We start from the raw sequence: 15,202 nt of genomic DNA on the forward strand, positions 1-15,202 counted from the left end.
ACGGCGATCAGAAGGCGGGCCAGGGAATCGCAGGCCAGTCGCCTGACGGTTCCGGGAACACCCCGGCTTCCAGCAGCCGGTCGATCCGGGCGCTGACCGCCTGGACCTCCTTGATGGTGAGGTGCTCGGACAGCTGTTCGGCGAGGTCCCCCTCCATGAGGGCGCGGACCTCGCCGAGGCTCGCGATCTCGGCCTCTGGGACGGCCTGGCCGACCCAGCCCCACAGCACCGTGCGCAGCTTGTCGTCGGTGTTGAGGCTGACGCCGTGGTCGATGCCGAAAACCCGGCCGTCGGGCGCTCGCAGGATGTGCCCGCCCTTGCGATCGGCGTTGTTGATCACGATGTCGAGCACGGCGAGACGCCGCAGCTGGTCGTGATCGGCGTGGGCCAGCACCACCGGGTCACCGTCGGGGTCTTGCGCGCGCAGCACCTGCCGCCACCCGTCCCGCACCTCGCTGGGGTGGGTGATGTCGACCAGCTGCGCGTCCTCCTCGACGACCTCGTCGATCCACAGCTGGACCATGCCCGGGCCGAACGGCCCGTTGCGCAGCAACGTCGGCGGGACCAGGCCCCAGCCGGCGGCCTCCGACAGCAGGTACGCCGAGACCTCCCGACCGGCGAGGGTGCCGTCGGGGAAGTCCCACAGGGGCCGCTCTCCGCGCACCGGCTTGTACACGCACTCGCCCGAGACGCCGTCCAGCTCGACCGAGCAGAACAGGGTCGCGTTGGACGCCTCCACCAGCCGCCCCTGGACCTCCAAGCTCCCGTGCCGCAGCAGCTCGCAGGTCGCGGGCTCCTCCACGGCCACGGTCCTCAGACCTCTTCCGAGCGGCGGTAACCGTTCTGGCGGGGGCAGATGTGCCCGGCCGGGTCCAGAGGTTCGTTGCACAGCGGGCAGGGCTTGCGGCCAGCGCTGATGACCCGCTCGGCTCGCTCCGCGAAGGCGCGCGCGTGCACCGGGCTGAGGAACACCCGCAGGGCGTCGGGTCCCTCCTCGGTGTCGTCGAGCACGACCGATTCGTCGATCTCCTCCTCGGTGACCGCGAGGAGTTCGACGACGACGGCTTCGGACTCGGCGTCCCAGCCCAACCCCATGGTGCCGACGCGGAACTCCTCGTCGACCGGAACCGCGAGCGGTTCGGTGTCGACGAGGTCCTCGGGGGTGTGACCGGGCATGTCGGCGTCGAAACGCCGCTGCACCTCGTCCAGGAGCGCGCCGATTCGTTCGGCGAGGACCGAGACCTGTTGCTTTTCCAGTTGCACGCTCACCGTGCGGACGTCCTCGGACGCCTGCAGGTAGAAGGTGCGCTCACCGGGTTCCCCGACCGTTCCGGCGACGAATCGGTCGGGTTGACGGAAGACGTGGATGACACGAGCCATGGCCCCTCCGACATTAGGCCACCGAGTGCGCGTCCTGCGCGGCTGGCCCCCGTTTTGTACATCACCTTCTCCCACAACGCGGTGACCTGCGGTGAACAGTCCCGGTGACGCCGCTTCCCGGTCGTGTTCGCTGTCGGCGAACTGCGGCGCGCCACGCTGACTGCCGATACCCTCGCGGCAAGATCAGGGCTGTTCGAACCGATCCGGATGGAGCACGCCGATGAGCATGCGCGAACTGACCCGCCCTCCGCGGCTGCGCCGGGGCGACACCGTGGCGCTGGTCGCCCCGGCCGGCCCGGTGCCCGAGGAGCTCCTGGAGGCCGGGATCGCCCAGCTGCGCACGTGGGGGCTCGACGTGCGCGTCGGCAAGCACGTCCTGGACCGCCACCCCCGGCTGGACTACCTGGCAGGCACCGACGCGGACCGAGCCGCCGACCTCCAGGAGGCCTGGTGCGATCCGCAGGTCTCGGCGGTGCTGTGCGCCCGGGGCGGCTACGGCAGCCTCCGGATGATCGATCACCTGGACTTCGCCGAGCTGGCAAAGGCGGGCCCGAAGCCGCTGGTCGGCTCCAGTGACATCACCGCCCTGCACGAGGTGTTCGCCGCGGAGCTGGGACTGGTCACGATCTTCGCGCCCATGGTGGCGACCAAGGCGTTCGTCCACGACGAGAAGGCCCGCGACCACCTGCGCCGCACCCTGTTCGAGCCGCAGGGCGTGACCATCCTGACCGGCCGCAGCGCGCGCACGATGGTGGCGGGGCGGGCGCTGGGCATCACCTACGGCGGCAACCTGAGCCTGCTCGCGGGCTCGTTGGGCGCGGGTCTGGCCGCTCGACCACCGGAGCGCGGCATCGCGCTGCTGGAGGACGTCACCGAAGAGCCGTACCGCCTGGACCGCTTCCTGATCCAACTGATCCGCGCGGGCTTCTTCAAGGGCGCCACCGGGATCGCCCTCGGCTCCTGGACCGACTGCGGCGAGGTCGACGAGGTCTACGCCATGCTGGAGAACCTCCTCGGCGACCTCGGGGTGCCGATCCTGTGGGAACTCGGCTTCGGCCACTGCGAGGCCCAGCGCACGGTCCCGCTCGGCGTCGCAGCAGAACTCGACGCCGACGCCCAGCGGCTGTCCATCCTCCAACCGGCATTGCGCTAGGCGCCCGGTCGAGGATCAGCAGCTCGCCGACCAGCGCACGGTCCCGCCGCACGCGTTGGTAGCTTCGAGGTGTGCGTGCGCGGCCGATCTCCCCTGAAGCCCTGGTGGCCGAGGTGGTGGAGCGCGTTGACGCCGTGCAGGGGCGCTGGGCGCGAGTCGCCGTCGACGGCGCACCGGCGGCCGGCACCGGTGATCTCGCGGAGCGCCTGGTCTCTCCGCTGCGGGAGCGGGGCCGCGAGGCCGTGCGGGTGCGCGCGCAGGACTACCTCCGCCCGGCCTCGATTCGCCTGGAGCACGGTCACCACGACCCGGACTCCTACTACCTGTCCTGGTTCGACACCGCGGGCCTCGCCCGGGAGGTCCTGCAGCCGCTGGCGCCGAACGGCACCGGGCAGGTCCTGCCCGCGCTCTGGGACCCGGCCGCCGACCGCTCCCCTCGGATGAACCGCATCGCCCTGCCGGAGCGCGGCGTGGCCATCGTGGACGGTCCGCTGCTGCAGGGCGTCGGCCTGGACTTCGACCTCGTGATCCACTTGTGGCTCTCCGACGCGGCGCTGCAGCGCACCACCCCGGAGGACCAGCGCTGGACGCTGCCCGCCTTCGAGCGCTACGCGGACGAGGTCGCTCCCGCTTCGCTGGCGGATCTCGTGGTCCGCACCGACCACCCCGACCGTCCGGCCGTGATCGACAGCTTCGCCTAGCGGCTGTTCATCAAGGTGGCGGAACCGCATCCTCTTCCGCCACCTGAACAACCGGCACCGCCGCGTGTTCGCCAGCGCCTTCGTGGCGAGTGCGCCGGGACGCCGCGTTCGGCATGCATCAGGAGCAGCGCACCACGAAGGCGCTGCGCCTTCCCCTTCGGGGGTTTCCGCCACCCGCACCGCCGGGCAACGCAATTCCCCAGCAGTCTTCAGCCCGCTCGGATCGCGGCGGTTCCTAGGTGTAGTGCCTCGGGAGGTTGTGTACGGGACACGGGGCGGATGATCTTGGAATGAGTGAGGACCTCCGGGTTCGGTGTGGATCACCACATCACACGCCGAACACGCAGGAGGTCCTCGTGTATCACCGTAACGCCCCGTTGACCGAGACGGGCAGGCTGCGCCTGGCCCGGTGTGTCGTGGAAGACGGGTGGGTGCTGCGGCGGGCCGCGGAACGGTTTCAGGTATCGGTGACCTGCGCGAAAAGGTGGGCTGATCGCTATCGGGCCCACGGCGAGGTCGGCATGCTCGACCGGTCCAGCCGGCCACGCCGCAGTCCCGGACGCACACCCACCCGCACGGAACGGCGGATCATCAAGGTCCGTGTGCTGCGCAGGTGGGGGCCGGCACGGATCGCCGGGCTGCTGGGCCGGGAAACGCCACCGCACCCACACGCCGGGCAAGACCCTCGACCGCAACGGCGGCAGTCATGTCGGCTACAGCTACTTCTGCACAACGCCGTAGACGATCACTCCCGGCTGGCCTACAGCGAAATCCTGCCCGACGAACGCAAAGAAACCGCCGTCGCGTTCTGGCGACGAGCCCAGACCTTCTTCCACACCCACGGAATCACCGTCGAACGAGTCCTGACCGACAACGGGCCCTGCTACATCTCCCGCGCCTGGAAAGACGCCCTCGCCCAAGCCGGGATCACGCACAAACGCACACGCCCCTACCGGCCCCAAACCAACGGGAAAGTCGAGCGCTACAACCGCACCCTGCTCGACGAATGGGCCTACGACCGCCCCTACGACTCCGAAACCCAACGCCGCGCCGCCCTGCCCGCCTGGCTGCACTACTACAACCACCACCGCGCCCACACCGCACTCGCAGGCCAACCACCCGCCAACCGCGTACCTAACCTCTCAGGTCAGTACACCTAGGCCACGCGACGCGTGGTGGTGGGCACCGCGGCGAGCAAGGTCTTGGTGTAGTCGTGCTGCGGGTCGAGCAGCACCTGCTCGACCGTTCCGAGCTCGACGATCTCGCCTTGGTACATGACCGCGACCCGGTCGGCGATGTTCCACGCGAGTCCCAGGTCGTGGGTGATGACCAGCGTGGACAGCCCCCTCTCCACGCGCAGCCGCAGCAGCAGCGAGAGGATCTCGCCGCGGACCGTGGCGTCCAGCGAGGCGACGGGTTCGTCGGCGATGAGGACTTCCGGTTCCAGCACCAGAGCACCCGCGATGACGACTCGCTGGCGCTGCCCGCCGGAGAGCTCCTGCGGGAAGCGGGAGAAGTACTTCTCCGCCGGGCGCAGCTCCGCCGCTTCCAGCGCCGCCGCCACCCGCTCGGGCTCGCCATCGGTGACGCCGTGGATCCGCAGTCCCTCGGCGACCGCTTCGTACACGGTGTGGCGGGGGTTGAGGGCGCCGGTCGGGTCCTGCAGGACCAACTGCACCTTGCGGCGGTAGTCGCGCAGCGCCGCCGTCCCGCTGGGCAACCCGACGCCGCCGAAGCGGACCGCGCCCTCGGTGGGGCGCTGCAGCCCGAGGAGCGTGCGGGCCAGCGTGGTCTTGCCGGAGCCGGACTGCCCGACCAGCGCCACGATCTCGTTGTGCCCGACCGCCAGATCCACCCCGCGCACGGCGCGCACCGAGTGCCCGGCCCGGCTGCGGAAGGTCACCGCGACCCCCTCCGCGGACAGCAGCGGCTCACCTCCGGAATCACCGTCGGTGAGGCGGAACCGCGGGTCTCCCACCGTCGGGAAGGCGTCGGCCAGCGCCCGGCTGTGCTCGTGCTGGGGTTCGCCCATCACCTGCTCGGTAGGGCCGTGCTCGACGACCTCACCGCGGTACATCACCGCGAGCCGAGAGCACGTCGCCGACAGCACGGAGAGGTCGTGGCTGATCATCACCAGCGCGATGCCGCGTTCGGCGACGAGCCGCTTGAGCAGGTCCAGCACCTGCGCCTGCACGACGACGTCCAGCGCGGTGGTGGGTTCGTCGGCAATGACCAGGCTGGGTTCGCAGGCCAGCGCCATCGCGATCATCACGCGCTGCTTCTGCCCACCGGAGAGCTCGTGCGGGTAGGCGCCTGCCCGCTCGGCCGGGAGCTCGACCTGGCCCAGCAGCTCGGCGACGCGTTCGCTCAGATCGCCTGTGCCCCCGTGCAACCGGATCGGTTCGGCGATCTGCTCGCCGACGGTGCGCACCGGGTTCAGCGCGTGCATCGCCCCCTGGAACACCACCGACGCACCGGCCCAGCGCACCGCCCGCAACCGCCCGAAGCTCATGCCCCGGACGTCCTCCCCTTCGAGCAGCACCTCGCCGTCGACGCGGGCGGTCCGCGGCAGCAGCCGGAGCACCGACATCGCCAGGGTCGTCTTGCCGCAGCCCGACTCCCCTGCCAGACCGATGGTTTCGCCCGGTTCGAGGCTCAGGTTCACACCGGAGACGGCAGGCTCGTCGGAGCCGCCGTAAGTGATCGACACGTCGTTCAGTTGCAGAATCGGACTCACCGTCGCCCCCGCAGCCTCGGGTTGAACACCGCTTCCAGCGCCCGGCCGCAGAGCGTGAAACCGAGCACCACCAACACGATTCCCAATCCCGGTGGCAGCAGGTACCACCAGGCTCCTCCGGTGACCGCGCCGGTGTCCATCGCCGACTTCAGCATGGTGCCCCAGGAGACCCGGCTCGGGTCGCCGAGGCCGAGGAACGACAGGGTGGATTCGGAGATGATGGAGCTGGCCACCGACAACGTGGTGTTGGCGAACACCAGCGGGAGGACGGCGGGCAGCACGTGCTTGAAGATCACGTGCCCGTGCCCGGCTCCGAGCGCGAGGGAGCGCTCGATGTAGGGGCGGGCCTCGATGGTGAGCGTCTGGGCGCGGACCACTCGGGCGGTGTGCGGCCAGGAGGTGACGCCGATGGCCAGCACGATCGTCCACAGCCCGCGATCGAGCACCGTGGACAGGGCGATCGCCAGCACCAGCGAGGGCAGCACCAGGAAGAAATCGGTGAACCGCAGCAGGATTCGCGACGTCCAGCCGCCGAAGTGCGCTGCCGCAACCCCGACCAGCGCACCGATCAGCACCGACAGGATCGCGGCCGACAGCCCGACGACCAGCGAGACGCGAGCGCCCCACCAGGTCAGCAGCAGCACCGATCGCCCGGATTCGTCCGTCCCCAGCGGGTTCTCGGCGCTGGGCGCCTGCAAGGCCGCACCGGTGGCTCGGGTGACGTCCAGCCCCCCGGAATCGGTGAGCAGCGGAGCCAGCAGCGCGAGCAGCACGATCGCGGCCAGCAGGACCAGTCCCACCAGGCCTGCGCGGTCGGTCCGGAAGATCCGCCAGCCCTCGGCGAAGCGCGCCTTCCGCCGGGCGCGCACGACCTGAGCCGCGGTGGGCGCGGTCATGATTCACGCACCCGGGGGTCGATGACCCGGTAGAGCAGGTCGGCCAGCACGTTCATCACCACCACGCTCCCCGCCAGCACGATGAAGATGCCCTGCAGCAGCGGCAGGTCGGGCACCCGCAGGGCTTCGAAGGTCAGCAGCCCCAGGCCGGGCCAGGAGAACACGGTTTCCACGGTGATCGCTCCGGCGACTACCAGACCCAGCCGGAGGAAGATCAGCGTCACCGCCGGCAGCAGCGCGTTGGGCACCGCGTGCCTGCTGCGGACCAGGTCCTCCCGCAGCCCCTTGGCGCGGGCCGTGGTCAGGTAGTCCTCGCCCATCTCCTCCAGCAACGAGGACCGCATGACCATCAGGTATTCGGCGTAGATCACCGCGAGCATGGTCAGCACCGGCAGCACCATGTGGTGCGCGACGTCGAGGATCTGCGGCAGGAACTCCGGTGGCGTGTCCGGGTCGGAGATGCCGCCGACCGGGAACAGCCCGGGGATCGGGCCGACCCCGACCCCGAACGCCATCAGCACGATCAGGCCCAGCCAGAAGGTCGGCACCGACCACAGCGCGAGGGCCACCGAACTGGTGGCCTTGTCGAAGGCGCCGCCGTGCTTCCACGCCGCGCGCGCACCCATCCACAGCCCCAGCACGATCGCCAGAACCGTCGCGGTGCCGACCAGCAGCACGGTGGGGCCGACTCGCTGCACGATCAGCTCTCCGACCGGACGGCTGTAGGTGTAGGAGGTGCCGAGGTCACCCCGCAGCAGGTTGCCCAGGAAGTCCAGGAACTGCTTCCACAGCGGCTGGTCGAGGCCGAGCCGTTCGCGCAGGTCGGCGATCTGCTGCGAGGTCATCGGAGCACCGCGGGTCATGGTGCGCACCGGATCGCCCGGCATCACCCGGAACAGGAAGAAGCCGAGCACGGCGACCAGCAGCAGGCTCACCAGCCCGCCGCCGATCTTGCCGCCGACGAAGCGCAGGAGCCGACCCCCGTTGCCGGAGGCCGGTTCCTGTTCGTCCACAGTGGTCAGAAGGTCCGACACGCGGTCACTCCCGGTCGTCCGCGGTGGCCCGGCGCCGCACGACGACCACCACGCCCACGAGCACGACCACCACCACGAGCCCGCCCAGGACCCAGGCGATGGTCGTGTAGTCGGTGCCGTCCGAGCCGTTGATCGCCTGTTCGGTGGGCTCGGCGCCGTAGTAGCCCCAGTAGCCCTGCTGCCCGGTGATCACGCCTTCGGACGCCGGCTGCGTGGTGAACCCGTGGTACCGGTCGGTGCGGTGGGCCTCCAGTGAGTTCGCGTAGAACAGCACCAGTCCGGTCGCCTGGTCGTAGAACCGCGCCTGAAGTTGCTTGACCAGGTCGATCCGCTTGGCCGGGTCGAACTCCGCGAGCTGCTTGTTGTACAGGTCGTCGTACACCGGATCGCACTGCAGCGTGTCCGGGGTGCCGTTGCCGTCCGGCGTCGGTCGCGCCCCGCAGGTCTGCAACCGCAGCACGTAGTCCGGGTCGGGGTTGGCCGACCAACCGCTGATGACCATGTCGAAGTCACCGGCGGTGGTGCGGTCGTTGAGCTGGTTGTCCGACACCGGCTGCAACTCGACGTTGATGCCCAGGTCGGCGAGCCAGCGCTTGACGAACTCACCGACCTGCGAGTCCATCGACTCGTCGCCGTGCAGCACGAAGTCGAAGTTCAGCGGCTCGCCCTGCGGCGTGCGGCGGATGCCGTCGGGACCGCGGGTGTAGCCGGCCGCGTCGAGCATCCGGTTGCCCTCGGCGGGGTCGAAGGTGCGCGGTTGCGGCGGGGTCCAGTGGTAGTCGCCGAAGATCGGCGGCAGGTATCCCCCGCCGACCTGCCCGTACCCGCCGAGAACGCGGTCGACGAGCGCCTTCCGGTCGATGCCGTGCTCGATGGCCTGCCGGACGCGGGCGTCCTTGAGCGCCGGGTGACCGCTGCCGATCGGCTGGTTCTCGCTGTTGGTGGCGCCGGGATTGAGGATCATCTCGTAGAACCGCCGGCCCTGGCCCTTGACCTGCTTGATGTCGGCCTCGCCCGCCAGCGCGTCGAACTGCGCGGGGGTGACCTTCTGGACCACGTCGACGTCGCCCTTGCGCAGCGCCTGCACCGCGGCGTCGCTGTTCTTGTACTGGACGAACTGCAGCTCGGACACCTTCGGCGCACCCCGCCAGAAATTCGGGTTGGCGGTGAGCGTGACGTCCTGCTCCTGCCGGTAACCGGTGAGCGTGTAGGGGCCGCTGCCGACGATCGGCATCTGGTCGTTGGCGAAGTTCGCGACGTCGGAGACCTTCGACCAGACGTGCTCGGGCACGATCGGCGCGTCGATGGCCAGCATCGTGACCTGCGGTGTCTTGGTGCGGATCACCAGGGTCGAGTCGTCCGGCGCGGAGACGTTCTCGAAGTTCTCCACGAAGTTGCCGTTCGCGGTGGCCGCGGCCGGATCGCTCATCATCCGGTTGTAGGTGTAGGCGGCGTCGCGCGCGGTCACCGGACGGCCGTCCGACCACGTGACCCCGGGCCGGATGTGGAAGGTCCAGGTGAGCTTGTCCGGAGTGGATTCCCACCGCTCCGCCAGCTCCGGCTCGACCCCGAAGTCCTGGGCGCTGTAGGTGGTCAACGTCGGGTAGATCGCCCGGAAGATGTCCGTTGCGGCCAGCGAGTAGCCCAGGAACGGGTTGAGCGAGTCGATCTGCTGCTGCAGCCCGATGCGCAGCGTGGCGCCCTCGGGGCGGTCCCCGTTCTCCTGTGCCGACGCCGGTGCGGGCAGCAGGAAGCCGACCAGCAACGCGGCCCCCAGCGCGACGAGTCGTCTACGCACGTGTGGCCCCCTTCGTCCTCGCGCGAATGGAAAGAAGGAACCACCTTTTCCTGCTGTTAGTCAATGCTTCACCACGGGTTGTCGCGAACCCGCGTCACTCTCGGACGCGAAACCGTTACCCAGGGGTCCGCTGACCTACACGTCACCCCAGCGGGCCGGCTGCCACTGCACGCATTCCGGACGAGCTCCGGTCCGGGTGAACTCGTCCAGGGCGCCGCGGAGTTCGCGGAACGACAGCACGGCGTCTCGCGGGAACTTGAGCGTGCTGCCCGCGTCGAAGGGCAACGCGGGCGCGTCCGCCGAGGGCTGCGGGTTGCAGGTGTGCCAGGAGGTCATCTCGCCCTCGGCGTCCTCTTCGGTGAAGTTGAGGACCCCGATCTCCTTCTCGGCGTCGGTGACGATCCTGATCTGCTCGTACGGTCCGGGGGCGTCGGGATCGGTGTGCGGCCGGTCCCAGACGTAGACGTGGCCGGCGCCGTCGCCCGTGGAGCGCAGCAGCTTGTCGACGAGCTCGGCCTTGTCGTCACCGTTCTGGGCGTAGTGCCGCTCACCCCGGATCACCGCGGTGGTGACGGTGACGCCGAGTTCGGTGTTGCGGGCACCGACCGCCTCGGCCCGCAGGCCTTCCAGGCACTCCTTGGCCTCGATCAGCGCCTTCATCGCCGAACCCTGGTGGTAGACGAGATCGCCCCAGTACGGGTGGCCGAGGACCTTGTTCAGGTCGTCGTAGACGGCGCGGGTGTCCTCGATCAGCTTGTCCATGGCGTCGACCGGAACATCGGTCAGACGCGCGAAAACCACCGCGGGCGGTTCCAGCGGTGCGTGCGGGTCGGGCTCATCCTGTGCTGGATTCGACATGCCTTCCCTGCATCCACTCCGATCACGGGCACCAGCTCGGGCACCCCAGGCGCAGCTCGTTCACAGTGAGGCTACCGCGAGTCATCTCCCGGTCCCGCAGCGCATCCGGTTGATCTTCGAACCGATCAACCCGCCCAGTCGCGCAGCACTTCCAGGGCCGGTTCGTCGTGGGTGGCGCCCAAGGTCAGCAGCGCTCGGGTGATCCCGTCCGCGTCGTCCAGCCCGAGTTCGCCGACCAGGTCGCCGGGCAGGCTCAACGATGAGAGCGCGACGCCGAGCATGCCCGCGTCGAGCAGTCCCGCGCCGCGCCTGCTGATCCCGCGCCCGACCGCGGTGTGCAGCTGGACGGCCGTGTCGACGCTCGCCCGGCTGATCGCGCCGAGCTTCGCGCGCACCTCGGCGTTGCGGACGGCTTCCAGGTGCAGCTCGAACAGCGCGAGGAACTGGGATCGGGCGTTGCCCGACATGCGGCGCAGCATCGCCGCGTACAGCGCGGTGACGTCGTCCGGGCAGACGTCGTCGGGGATGTGAGCGCAGAGCGCTTCGAGCGCGGCGACGTGACGTTCGGCGAGGTGGTGCGCGATCGCCTCGAACAGGGCGTTGCGCGTCGGGTAGTAGTTCTTGGTCGTGCCTTCCGGAACCCGCGCCTCGCGGTCGATCGCACGATGGGTCAGCCCGCGGCCGCCGTCACGTGCGAGCACCTCGGTGGCGGCGTCGGCGAGCAGTTCCCGACGGTTTCCTCGCTGCGTCATGCATCCCCTAGATCTCGCTCACTTGAGCAAGATCGTATCCCCGTCACCACAGAAGTGGTGCGAGGGCGTACGGGTGTTGCGCAGCGCGGGACGCTATTACCAGTCGATGATCATCATCTGGTCGCGCCGAGCTGGTCGGCCAGCTCGGCGATGCGGCGGAGCTGCGCAGCGCGCTCGGCCGCGAGCTGCTGCTCCGGGTCGACCGCCTCGTCGGCCAGGGCGAGCAGCGACAACGTCTCGCGCACCGCGCCCTCAGGCGGTCCCGACACGGACTCGACCAGAGCGTCCACCGCCGCGTCGAGCGCGTCCGGCGCGACGACCTGGTTGGCGAGACCGATCCGCAACGCCTCGTCGGCGTCGACCTCGCGTCCGGTCACGCAGATCTCCACGGCCCGCGAATATCCGACCGCGCGCACCAGCGGCAGCGTCCCGCCGAGGTCGGGCACCAGCCCGAGCCCGGTCTCGGCCATCCGCAACCGCGCATCGGCGGCCAGCACCCGCAGGTCGCAGGCGAGCGCCAGCTGGAACCCGGCCCCGATCGCATGCCCTTGCACGGCGGCGATCGTGACCCGCTCCGGTTCGCGCAGCCAGCTGAACGCCTGCTGGTAGCCGGCGATCTCGGCGTCGGACTGCTCGGTGGGGCGCTCGGCCAACGCCGCCAGGCCCGGAGCACCGTCCACCCCGTCAGGGCTGAACATCCTCCGGTCCAGTCCGGCCGAGAACGCCCGGCCGGATCCGCGCAGCACGACGACCCGGATCTCAGCGCTCAGCGATCGGCCGATCTCCCGCAACGCCTGCCAGGTGTGCGGAGTTTGCGCGTTGAGCTTGTCCGGGCGGTCCAACGAGATGGTGGCACGCCGCCCGTGGATCGTGAGCCCCACACCGCCACGATCCAACAGGCCGGCGTCCACTACCGACTCCGCCAAGCGGACCTCCAGGCTTGACGGCTCGGCCGGGAGCGGCCGGCCGTCGGTGTCACTTCTTCTTGGACCGCGTCGCGCCGCCACGACCACGCAACTGCACTCCTGATTCGCTCAGGACCCGGTGCACGAAGCCGTAGGACCGACCGGTCGACTCCGCCAGTGCGCGGATGCTCGCCCCCTTCTCGTACTTCTTTCTCAGATCACTGGCCAGCTTGTCGCGCGCGCTTCCCGTAATGCGCGCGCCCTTCTTCAGCTCAGCCACGGTGTCCCCGCCTTCCCTCTGAGCAGGTCGGGCCTCGCGACCCCTGTCAGCGCAATGATCGAACAGGAAAGGCCCGAACGCCAGGCGATCATGGAAAAAAGATCGGCCATCGGTCGAGATGTGCACGCGGCGATCACCGGAATGCACTAATCCATCCGTAGTAGCCCGGCGGCGACGTATACGGAGCGCTACGCCAACTGGACCAGATCCAGGTATTCCGCCGACCAGTGGTCCTCCGTGCCGTCCGGCAACAGGATGACCCTTTCGGGCTCCAGTGCTTCCACGGCGCCGGGGTCGTGGGTGACCAGCACCACGGCGCCCGCGAAGTTGCGCAGCGCGTCCAGCACCTGCTCGCGGCTGGCGGGATCGAGGTTGTTCGTCGGCTCGTCGAGCAGCAGCACGTTGGCCTGGCTGGAGACCAGTCCGGCCAGCGCGAGCCGGGTCTTCTCACCGCCCGAGAGGGTTCCTGCCGGTTGCTGCAGCTGCTCCCCCTGGAACAGGAAGGTGCCCAGCAGGTTGCGCAGCTGCTGCTCGGGGGCGTCGGGCGCCGCGGCACGCACGTTCTCCCAGACCGTGGCGTCGTGGTCGAGCGTTTCGTGCTCCTGCGCGAAGTAGCCGATGCGTAGGCCGTGACCTGGGACGACCCCGCCGGAATCGGCGCTCTCCTGCCCGCCCAGCAGCCGGAGCAAGGTGGTCTTGCCCGCACCGTTGAGGCCGAGCACCACGACCTTGGACCCGCGATCCACCGCCAGGTCGACGCCGCTGAAGATCTCCAGCGAGCCGTAGGACTTGGACAGGCCGTCCGCGGTCAGCGGGGTCTTGCCGCACGCCGCGGGCTCCGGGAAGCGGATCTTGGCGACCTTGTCCTTGGCCTGCTCCTGCTCGGCCGAGGCCAGCAGCTTCTCGGCGCGCTTGGCCATGTTCTGCGCGGCGACCGCCTTGGTGGCCTTCGCCCGCATCTTGTCGGCCTGCGTCATCAGCGCGGACGCCTTCTTCTCCGCGTTGGCGCGTTCGCGGCGGCGGCGCTTCTCGTCAGAGGCGCGCGCGTCCTGGTAGCGCGTCCAGTCCATGTTGTAGACGTCGGCCTCACCCCGGACCGCGTCGAGGAACCAGACCTTGTTGACCACGGCCGAGAGCAGATCGATGTCGTGGCTGATGACGACCAGACCGCCGTCGTGGTTCTTCAGGAAGTCGCGCAGCCAGCTGATCGAGTCGGCGTCGAGGTGGTTGGTGGGCTCGTCGAGCAGCAGCGTGGTCGCCGAGCGACCGCCCGGGCCGGCTTCGGAAGCGGCGAACAGGATGCGCGCCAGCTCGACGCGGCGGCGCTGACCACCGGAGAGCGTGCTCAGCGGCTGGTTGAGCACGCGGCTCGGCAGACCCAGGTTGCTGCAGATGCGCCCGGCTTCGCTCTCGGCCGCGTACCCGCCTCGGGCGCCGAAGCGCTCCTCCAGCTTGCCGTAGCGGTTGATGGCCTTGTCCCGCTCCTTCTCGTCGACGAGCTCGGCCATCGCGGTCTGCGCCTTCTCCATGTCGCGCAGCATCTTGTCGAGGCCTCGCGCCGAAAGCACCCGGTCCTGGGCGGTGACGGTCAGGTCGCCCTCGCGCGGGTCCTGCGGCAGGTAACCGAGCTCGCCGCGCCGGGTGACGTCACCGGCGTGCGGCTGGCCCTCCCCGGCCAGCACCTTCAGCGTCGTGGTCTTGCCCGCGCCGTTGCGCCCGACCAGGCCGACCCGGTCGCCGGGCTGGACGCGCAGCGTGGCGTCGGAGAGCAGGATGCGGGAACCGGCGCGCAGTTCCAGGCCAGTGGCTGAAATCAAGGAGAACTCCGGGTAATAGGTGGTCTGCGTGGCATGAGTGCGCCCACCGGCGAGAAACGGGTGGGCGTGCGGGCGCGGAGCTAATCGACGCGCGGCGTGGCGCGGGAACGCACCAGGATTCGCTTGCTGACCACGTCACCCAGTCTACCGGGCGGCATCCACCCCTTTTTCCCTGCGGTGAACCTCACCGCGGGTCGCGCACCTCGATCTCCACCGCGACGGCCCGCTTGGCGGCCTCGTCGAGCACGGCCCGGCGTGGCTCCGGCACGTCGAGCACGCGCGCCTCCGCGCGGTCGAACAAGCTGGTCAACCGGGTGTCCTCGTGCAGCGCTTGCAGCGCCTGCCGGTCACCGCCGAGGACGACGGCGTCCAGTTCACCGGCGACGGGCAGCAGCGCTTTGGCGACGGCATCGGCCGCCGACGCGAGCGACCGCGCCGACTGCCCCTCGCGGCGCCGGGCGAACCGCTGCTGCGACCAGCCACCCGCCTTGTTCCGGCCGTGCACCAGGTGCCGATCGGTGGTCGAGGACTGCACGACGCCGTCCACGGCGACGCCGATGCTGTGCGCTCCGAGCCGCACCAGCACCAGTCCGATCCGACGGGACCGCGCCACGTGCTCGACCAACGACGACACGTCCAGGCCGGGCAGTTCTCCGTGCGGGGGCGGGAGGGCTTCGAAGGGGACCGCAACGGTCGCGGTGGCACCGTCCTCGGCGGTGACCAGCACCGTGCGCGGTTCCACGGCCGTGGCCGTGGCGCCGCCGTGGGAGGTGGCGAAGCGCTCGAACCAGCCCGCGACCCGCGCCGGTGCCACCTCGACGGCTCGGCCGCCGCCGGCCAGCTGACGAACCTTGCTCACATCCCGCTCCGCTCGGTGCTCGACATCGAAGG

Annotated in this window: 15 protein-coding genes; 3 read left to right on the top strand and 12 right to left on the bottom strand. The window is 70.0% G+C overall.

The features are described 5' to 3' along the window. Positions 1-7: 7 nt before the first annotated feature. Positions 8-808 (bottom strand): SCO1664 family protein, encoded by an 801-nt coding sequence (locus tag ACYVF3_RS29400; RefSeq protein ID WP_461157525.1) that lies wholly within the window; start codon positions 806-808, stop codon positions 8-10. 5 nt (positions 809-813) lie between these two features. After that, complete coding sequence (locus tag ACYVF3_RS29405; protein WP_461157526.1) at positions 814-1,380, bottom strand: DUF3090 domain-containing protein; 567 nt, start codon at positions 1,378-1,380, stop codon at positions 814-816. Positions 1,381-1,600: 220 nt separating this feature from the next. Here ACYVF3_RS29405 and ACYVF3_RS29410 point away from each other — a divergent pair, with 220 nt between their 5' ends. From ACYVF3_RS29410 to ACYVF3_RS29420, 3 genes are all read left to right on the top strand, one after another. Beyond that, positions 1,601-2,533 (top strand): S66 peptidase family protein, encoded by a 933-nt coding sequence (locus ACYVF3_RS29410; protein ID WP_461157527.1) that lies wholly within the window; start codon positions 1,601-1,603, stop codon positions 2,531-2,533. 71 nt (positions 2,534-2,604) lie between these two features. Then, a complete protein-coding gene (locus ACYVF3_RS29415; RefSeq protein ID WP_461157528.1) occupies positions 2,605-3,234 on the top strand; it encodes a nucleoside/nucleotide kinase family protein in 630 nt (209 codons plus the stop codon). A gap of 356 nt (positions 3,235-3,590) precedes the next feature. Beyond that, on the top strand, positions 3,591-4,394 hold the full coding sequence (locus tag ACYVF3_RS29420; protein ID WP_461157563.1) for an integrase core domain-containing protein: 804 nt from the start codon (positions 3,591-3,593) through the stop codon (positions 4,392-4,394). Here ACYVF3_RS29420 and nikE read toward each other — a convergent pair. From nikE to ACYVF3_RS29470, 10 genes are all read right to left on the bottom strand, one after another. Next, the gene (gene nikE / locus ACYVF3_RS29425) at positions 4,391-5,971 is read right to left on the bottom strand and encodes a nickel ABC transporter ATP-binding protein NikE (RefSeq protein ID WP_461157529.1); all 1,581 of its coding nucleotides are present in this window, start codon (positions 5,969-5,971) and stop codon (positions 4,391-4,393) included. The two genes, ACYVF3_RS29420 and nikE, sit on opposite strands and share 4 nt — an antisense overlap. Further along, entirely contained in the window at positions 5,968-6,867 is a 900-nt protein-coding gene (locus tag ACYVF3_RS29430) for an ABC transporter permease (RefSeq protein ID WP_461157530.1), read from the bottom strand. The genes nikE and ACYVF3_RS29430 overlap by 4 nt, the downstream gene beginning before the upstream one ends. Beyond that, positions 6,864-7,901, bottom strand: coding sequence for an ABC transporter permease (locus ACYVF3_RS29435; protein ID WP_461157531.1), 1,038 nt, complete (start codon positions 7,899-7,901; stop codon positions 6,864-6,866). The genes ACYVF3_RS29430 and ACYVF3_RS29435 overlap by 4 nt, the downstream gene beginning before the upstream one ends. A gap of 4 nt (positions 7,902-7,905) precedes the next feature. Further along, complete coding sequence (locus tag ACYVF3_RS29440) at positions 7,906-9,699, bottom strand: ABC transporter substrate-binding protein (protein ID WP_461157532.1); 1,794 nt, start codon at positions 9,697-9,699, stop codon at positions 7,906-7,908. A gap of 135 nt (positions 9,700-9,834) precedes the next feature. Next, on the bottom strand, positions 9,835-10,557 hold the full coding sequence (locus ACYVF3_RS29445; protein ID WP_461157533.1) for an Imm1 family immunity protein: 723 nt from the start codon (positions 10,555-10,557) through the stop codon (positions 9,835-9,837). A gap of 125 nt (positions 10,558-10,682) precedes the next feature. Continuing rightward, positions 10,683-11,309, bottom strand: coding sequence for a TetR/AcrR family transcriptional regulator (locus ACYVF3_RS29450; RefSeq protein WP_461157534.1), 627 nt, complete (start codon positions 11,307-11,309; stop codon positions 10,683-10,685). A gap of 113 nt (positions 11,310-11,422) precedes the next feature. Beyond that, positions 11,423-12,235 (bottom strand): enoyl-CoA hydratase/isomerase family protein, encoded by an 813-nt coding sequence (locus ACYVF3_RS29455; RefSeq protein WP_461157535.1) that lies wholly within the window; start codon positions 12,233-12,235, stop codon positions 11,423-11,425. A 49-nt stretch (positions 12,236-12,284) separates the two neighbouring features. Beyond that, the gene (locus ACYVF3_RS29460) at positions 12,285-12,494 is read right to left on the bottom strand and encodes a helix-turn-helix domain-containing protein (protein WP_093260265.1); all 210 of its coding nucleotides are present in this window, start codon (positions 12,492-12,494) and stop codon (positions 12,285-12,287) included. Between the two features lie 188 nt (positions 12,495-12,682). Then, a complete protein-coding gene (locus ACYVF3_RS29465; protein WP_461157536.1) occupies positions 12,683-14,311 on the bottom strand; it encodes an ABC-F family ATP-binding cassette domain-containing protein in 1,629 nt (542 codons plus the stop codon). A gap of 184 nt (positions 14,312-14,495) precedes the next feature. Next, positions 14,496-15,170 (bottom strand): acVLRF1 family peptidyl-tRNA hydrolase, encoded by a 675-nt coding sequence (locus tag ACYVF3_RS29470; RefSeq protein WP_461157537.1) that lies wholly within the window; start codon positions 15,168-15,170, stop codon positions 14,496-14,498. Positions 15,171-15,202: the final 32 nt, after the last annotated feature.

The sequence above is a fragment of the Saccharopolyspora tripterygii genome, assembly GCF_054778355.1.